Here is a 6,420-nt window from a genome sequence, read left to right on the forward strand (position 1 = left end):
CCTGAGGCGCACGCACGACGAGGGCCCGGCCGCCGCGTGAGCAGCGACCGGGCCCCGAGGGTCCGCGACGGGAGTGTCCGCGACTACTTGCCCCAGAGGGTGCGGTAGTCGTCGCGGTAGCCGCTCGCCGGATCGAAGAGGTCTCCGCTGGGCACGTTCTGCTTGGTGATGAGGCCGGGCGCCGCGACGAAGTCGGACGCCTCCTCGCCCGCGAGCGCGCGGTTGATCTCGTCGACCAGCTGCCAGCCCTGCAGCTCGAGCGGCTCGGCGACGGTCGCCGCCTGGTAGTCCTCGTTGCGGATCCGCTGGAACTCGGCCGCGTCTCCGTCGCCCGCGGCGACCGACTTCGGAGTGCCGGCGGGATCGGTGCCCGCCGCGCGGAGCGCCTGCTGCGCGCCTCCGAAGTAGTTGCCGTTGATCGCCAGGAGGTAGGTCAGGTCGTCGGAATGCGCCTGGAGGAGGTTCGCGATCAGGCCGGGCATCCGCTGGTCGGCCTCGGCGATGGGCGAGTCCTCGTAGCTGACCACAGAGCACCCCGAGCAGGCCTCGATGTAGGCCTTCATCGCGTCGGCCTTCTCGACCGCGATGTCGTACTGGCCGTCAGTGAAGATCGCCACGCCGGCGGTCCCGTCGGAGTCGGCGACCGCGAAGGCGGCGGCCAGCTGCGAGACGGCGAGCGGATCCGTCGACACGTTGGTGAACAGCCCGTTGCCCGGGCCGGTCGCAGCTCCCGAGTGCCAGCCCAGCACGGGGATGCCGGCGTCCTTCGCCTGCGCGATGCTCGACGCCTGCTCGGTGGGGTCGAAGCCGCCGACCACGATCGCGGCCGGGGCGGAGGCGATCGCCTGGTTCATCGCGTCGGTGCGCCCCTGCGCTGTCGCCTTGCCGTCGTAGAGTCGACGGTCCAGCCGATGACGCCGGCCGCCTCCATCACTCCGGACGAGACGGCGTTGACGCCGCCGTTGGTGAGGTCGGAGCCGACGAACGCGATCTTCGCGCCCGCCTTCTGCGCGGTCGGGCCAGTCGACGGCGGGGTGAAGCCCTCCGTCGCGCCGATGCTGGCGGCGACGAGTTCCTTCGAGGCGGCGAGGACGTCACCCGTGGGGACGATCGAGGAGTAGTCGGCCGCAGCAGCGCTGGCCGCGGCGCCTCCCCCCGCCGCGCTGCCGACGGAGGCGCTGGAGCAGGCCGAGAGGCCCAGGACGGCGATCGCTGCGACGGCGATCGGGAGCAGACGGGGGGATGTCCGGGTCATCAGGAGTCCTTCTCGGTGGTGCGCTCGGCGGCGGTGCCGACGCTGACGGGGTGGGAGGGGGTGGCGGGCGCAGAAGTGTCGGGCGCCGCGGCGGGCGTCGCGTCGGCGCGGGCCACGCGCCTCCGGCTCGCGATGGAGGCGATCGTGATCGCCGCCACGAGCGTGAGCCCGTTGAACAGCGGCTCGAGGAAGAACCGGCCGGGCAGCAGCTGCTGCAGGCCCGAGATCCCGATGGTGGCGATCGCCACGCCGAGCACGGTGCCCAGCGCGTTCACGCGACCGGGACGGATCGTGGTCGAGCCGAGGAACGCGGCGGCGAGCGCCGGCAGCAGGTACTCGGGACCGATGTTCGCCTGGGCGACGCCGGCCTGACGCGAGGCGAGGAGGATCCCGGCGAGCGCCGTGAGCATGCCCGAGGCGACCATCGCGCCGACCACGTAGCGACGGCGCGGGATACCCACCAGGCGGGCCGCGGCAGGGTTCGCCCCGACGGCGTAGAGGTAGCGGCCGACGGGCAGGTACTCGAGAACCAGCCACATCACGACTCCGATCGCCAGTGCGATGACGAAGGGGCCGGGGATCGGCCCCAGCGACCAGCGCGAGAGGTCGTCGAAGGCGATGGCGCGGGCGCCGAGGTCGTCCGTGACCTGGCGGCCGCCGGTGTACCAGTAGGTGATCGAGTAGATGACCTGGCCCGTCGCGAGCGTCGCGATGAAGGCGTCGACCTGCGCGAGCTCGACAAGGAGCGCGTTGAGCAGCCCGATCACTCCTCCGCCCACGATCACCAGCACGATCACGATGCGGTAGTCGAGTCCGCCGAGCTGCCAGCTCAGCGACATCACCTGCCAGAGGCCGACGCTGTAGCCGATCGAGAGGTCGATCTTGCCGGCGATCATCGGAATGGTGACCGCCAGGGCGAGGATCAGCAGCACCGACTTGCTCGAGGCGAGCAGCTGGAAGTTCGTCAGCGAGGCGAACGTGTCGGGCTCGGCGATCGCGAAGATCGCGAAGAGCACGACGGTGAGGATCACCATCCCGTAGTTGGAGGTGAGCTTGCGGTGCCAGCTCGCGCCGGGACCGGGTTCGAGAGCGGTCGAGCGGACCGAGGTGTTCATGCTCATGAGGGCGCCTGCGTTTCGAGGAGGGGGGACGGGGTGGGTGCGGATCCGCGGTCAAGGTCGGAGGCGGCCGCGACGAGGTTGGCGATGGTGACGTCGGCGCCGCTCAGCTCGGCGACGATGCGTCCGCGGCCGAAGACGATCGCCCGATGCGCGATCTTGGCGACCTCCTCCATGTCGGTGGAGACCACGACCGCGGCGGTGCCCTCGCGGACGGAGTCGCGCAGGAGCGCGTAGATCTCGGCCTTCGCGCCGACATCGACGCCCATCGTGGGCTCCTCGAGGACGACGACGGAGCGGCCGACGCCGAACCAGCGGGCGAGGACGACTTTCTGCTGGTTGCCGCCCGAGAACGTGTCGAGCACCAGCTCCGGATCGCTCGGCCGCACATCGAAGCGGGCGAGCACCTCGGCGGCCTCGGCGCGCTCCGAACGCTGCGAGCGCGGGCGCCACGGGCCCCGCCCCCACACCTTCGGGTTGAGGAACAGGTTCTCGCGCACGGTCAGCCCGGCCGCGACGGATTCCGTCTCGCGGTTGGAGGTGGCGAAGCCGACTCCGCGCTCCACCGCCTCGGCGGGGCCGGCGGGAAGGTACTGCTCGCCGTCGAGCAGGAGGCGGCCGCCCGTGCGGCGCACCGCTCCAGCGATCGCGCGCCCGATCGTCTCCTGGCCCGAGCCGCGCAGGCCGCAGAGCGCGACCACTTCGCCGCGCCTGACCGAGAGGCTGACCGGCCCGGCGCCCGGCACCTCGACCTCGTCGAGCTCGAGCCGCACGGCCTCCTGCGGCGGATCGAAGACCGCCGACTCCGTGCCGCGGCCGACGATCAGCTCGATCAGCTCCTGCGGGCCGAGGCCCGCGACGCTGCGGTCGGCGACGACGCGGCCGTTGCGCATCACCACGGCGCGGCCGGCGATCTCGTAGATCTCGTCGAGCCGGTGCGAGACGTAGATCATGCCGACCCCGGAGTCGCGCAGCCGCCGCAGCACCGTGAACAGGCGCTCGACGTCCGCCTGTGGGAGCGAGGCGGTGGGCTCGTCGAGGATCAGCAGCTTCGGCTCGGTCACCAGACCGCGGGCGATGGCGAGGAGGCTGCGCTCGGTGCGCGGCAGGTCGAAGATCCGGGCGTCCGGATCCACTCCCCCGCCGATCAGGTCGAGCACCCGCTCGGCCTGGCGCCGCACCTCGCGGTGGTCGATCAGCCCGAGCCGTCGCGGGTAGCCGAGCGACTGGGCGATGTTCTCGGCGACGGTCATCCACTCGACCAGGCCCAGATTCTGGTGGATGAAGGCGACCTTGCGGCGCACGGACGCGCTGGTCAGATCGGCGCCCGAGAGCTCCATCCGCCCCGAGTCGGCCCTCTCGACGCCCGCGAGCATCCGGATCACCGTCGACTTGCCCGCGCCGTTCTCGCCGAGCAGCGCCACGATCTCGCCCTGCTCGACGTCGAACGACACTCGATCGACCGCGTGGGTCGCGAAGAAGCGCTTGTCGAGATCGGTGACGCGCAGGAGGGGGAGGTTCGGCGAGGGCGTCATCGCCCGCTCCGAGGAGGAGGTGCAGTGCGCATGGGGTTCCGTTCGGTCGGTCGGCGGGCGCGCCGAGGAGAGCGGCGGCGCCCGGGTGGGCGGGCCGAGAGAGTGCCGCGGGTGCGGCGGGCAGGGGTCTAGGTGCGGGCGAAGAGCCGGAGGGAGTGGGCGAGCGCGGTGAGCTCGCGCACCAGCGCATCGCGCAGCTCGGGGGTGAGCCGCTGGGTGAGCAGGGTGGTCGAGATGGCGGTGGGCTGGGCGGCGCCCGGGATCGGCACGCTGAAGCAGGTGACTCCGATCGTGTTCTCCTCGGCGTCGACGGCGTAGCCCTGCTGACGCACCCGCATGAGGTCGCCGAGCAGCTCGGAGACGGTGCGATGGGAGGCACGGGTCGGACGGGGCAGCTCGGTGATCGTCGAGAGCCGCTCGTCGAGGTCGGCGTCGGGGAGGCCGGCCAGCATCGCCTTGCCGAGCGCGGTCACCACGGCCGGGAGCTTGCGGCCGATGTCGCTCGCGAGCCGGACCGGCTGGTGGCCGTCGTGCCGGGCGAGGTAGAGGACGTCGAGCCCGTCGAGCACCGCGAGCAGCACGGTCTCGCGGCCGAGGACCCCGTACTGCGCGGCGGTGCGCCGGAACTCGCCGACGAGGTCGGTCGAGGTGAGCACCGACTGCCCGATCTCGAGGGCCTTGTAGGCGAGGACCCAGCCCCCACCCGAGCGGCGGACCATGCCCGCCGCCTCGAGCGTGGTCAGCAGGTTGTGCACGGACGACTTCGCGAGCGGGGCCCTGGCCGCGATGTCGGTCAGCGAGAGCGGTCCGCGGGACCGGCTCATCACCTCCAGGACCTGGATCGCCCGGAAGGCGGCGGGCGCGGCGGTCTCGGCCGCGGTGGGAGCGCCGAGGGAGACGGGCGAGGTGATCGAGCTCACGGGCGGGCCGCGGCGGAGCGGGAGGCGGAGTCGCGGGTCGTCGTGCGGATCCGGTAGAGCGACGTGCTCGCGGCGATGAACAGCTCGGTGCCGTCGTCGCCGCCGAAGCAGAGGTTGCCGACCACCTCGGGCATGGGGATGCGGGCGAGCACTGCGCCGTCGGGGGCGAGGATCTGCACGGCATCGGCGCTGGAGGTCCAGATCCGGCCGTCGACGTCGACGCGGAAGCCGTCCGGAACGCCCGGCTCGATCACAGCGAGCACGCCGAGCGGATCGAGCCGCCACTGCTCGTCGACCGAGAAGGCGCGGATGCAGTGCTCGCCGGTTCCGTCGGTGCGCAGGGCGACGGAGGTGTCCGAGACGTAGAGGAGGCGCTCGTCGGGCGAGAAGGCCAGGCCGTTCGGCTCCTCCACTGTCGTCGCCGCGACGGTCAGCTCGCCCGTCGACTCGACGAAGCGGAACACGTGGCAGCCGCCGTACTCGGGTTCGCCGAGGTGGCCCTCGTGCGCCTGGAGGATCCCGTAGGGCGGGTCGGTGAACCAGACGGCACCGTCGGAGGCGACGACCACGTCGTTCGGCGAGTTCAGCCGCGCGTCCCCGTGCCGGTCGACCAGCACCTCGACGACGCCGTCTACCTCGCGCTCCACGGCGCGTCGGCCGTGCGAGCACTGCACGACGCGGCCCTCGCGGTCGAGCGTGCGGCCGTTGGTGAACTCGACCTGCTCGCGGTGCACCCGGGTGCCGCCCGTCCGGGCGTCCCACTCGAGAATGCGGTCGCCCGGGATGTCGCTCCAGCGCACCACGCGCTCGCGGGGCAGCCAGACCGGGCCCTCGCTCCATGTGGCTCCGGTGGCGACCCTCTCGAGCCGAGCCCCGGGGGCCAGCAGTTCGTCGAGCATCCGTGCCTCAGCCTCATCGCCGTCCACGTGCACCTCCATCGGTCGATGACAGGAAAGCCCACCGGCCTCCTCAACACAAGAACCCGGTTCGATATCCCGAACAGCGTTCAGAAAACGCCCCGACGCCCATCCTCCCGCACGATCAGGGCCGCGCCGCCTCCGTGCCATCTGTCGCGCAGGGCCCCCACGATCCCGCACCATACGCGCATGCCCTCTCTCCCCCTCCCGGCCGTCCGTCGGCCCGGCCCGGTCGCCGAGGAGCGCGACCTCCTCCTGCACCGCATCGCGACGCTCTACTGGGTCGAGGGCCTGACCCAGTCCGAGATCGGCGAGCGGCTCTCGTTCGGCCGCGTTTCGGTCTCGAGGATGCTCGACGAGGCGCGCTCGCGGGGCGTGGTGCGGATCAGCGTCGGCCCGCCGGAGGACCGCGTGGCCCCGCTCGAACGCGAGCTCGCGCGCCGCTTCGCCCTCTCGGACGTAAGGGTCGCGGTCTCGCTGCCCCGCGGCGCGGCGGCCGACGAGGCGCGCCTGGGGCGGGTCGCGGCGCGCCTCCTGACGGAGCGGCTGCCTCCGGGCGCGACCCTCGCCGTCGCTCCAGCCGCTCGGTGCTGCCGACCGCGCAGGCCGTGGGCGGGCTCGCCACGGGCGTCCGGGTGGTCGAGGCTCTCGGGTACCACTCGCGTGCCGCTCCCG

At 72.6% G+C, this 6,420-nt stretch carries 6 protein-coding genes and 1 pseudogene; 1 reads left to right on the top strand and 6 read right to left on the bottom strand.

Annotated features, from left to right (window positions below):
- Window positions 1-83 precede the first annotated feature (83 nt).
- The 6 genes from ACH61_RS13380 to ACH61_RS13400 form a co-directional block, all read right to left on the bottom strand.
- Window positions 84-854, bottom strand: coding sequence for a substrate-binding domain-containing protein (locus ACH61_RS13380; RefSeq protein ID WP_153038883.1), 771 nt, complete (start codon window positions 852-854; stop codon window positions 84-86).
- Window positions 851-1,255, bottom strand: coding sequence for a hypothetical protein (locus tag ACH61_RS17015; protein ID WP_153038885.1), 405 nt, complete (start codon window positions 1,253-1,255; stop codon window positions 851-853). Before ACH61_RS17015 ends, ACH61_RS13380 begins: the two co-directional genes overlap by 4 nt.
- Window positions 1,255-2,376, bottom strand: a complete 1,122-nt coding sequence (locus ACH61_RS13385; RefSeq protein ID WP_199220881.1) for an ABC transporter permease — start codon at window positions 2,374-2,376, stop codon at window positions 1,255-1,257. The genes ACH61_RS17015 and ACH61_RS13385 overlap by 1 nt, the downstream gene beginning before the upstream one ends.
- Entirely contained in the window at window positions 2,373-3,908 is a 1,536-nt protein-coding gene (locus ACH61_RS13390) for a sugar ABC transporter ATP-binding protein (RefSeq protein ID WP_068212886.1), read from the bottom strand. The genes ACH61_RS13385 and ACH61_RS13390 overlap by 4 nt, the downstream gene beginning before the upstream one ends.
- Before the next feature lie 128 nt (window positions 3,909-4,036).
- Window positions 4,037-4,828: an IclR family transcriptional regulator gene (locus tag ACH61_RS13395; RefSeq protein WP_068212889.1), complete on the bottom strand. Its 792-nt coding sequence runs from the start codon at window positions 4,826-4,828 to the stop codon at window positions 4,037-4,039.
- Window positions 4,825-5,754 (bottom strand): SMP-30/gluconolactonase/LRE family protein, encoded by a 930-nt coding sequence (locus tag ACH61_RS13400; RefSeq protein WP_132505363.1) that lies wholly within the window; start codon window positions 5,752-5,754, stop codon window positions 4,825-4,827. Before ACH61_RS13400 ends, ACH61_RS13395 begins: the two co-directional genes overlap by 4 nt.
- 180 nt (window positions 5,755-5,934) lie before the next feature.
- Between ACH61_RS13400 and ACH61_RS13405 the strand changes: the two are divergent.
- Window positions 5,935-6,420 (top strand): annotated as a pseudogene (locus ACH61_RS13405) (hypothetical protein); the annotation flags it as partial.

The organism is Rathayibacter tanaceti (assembly GCF_001634385.1).
Lineage (GTDB): Bacteria > Actinomycetota > Actinomycetes > Actinomycetales > Microbacteriaceae > Rathayibacter > Rathayibacter tanaceti.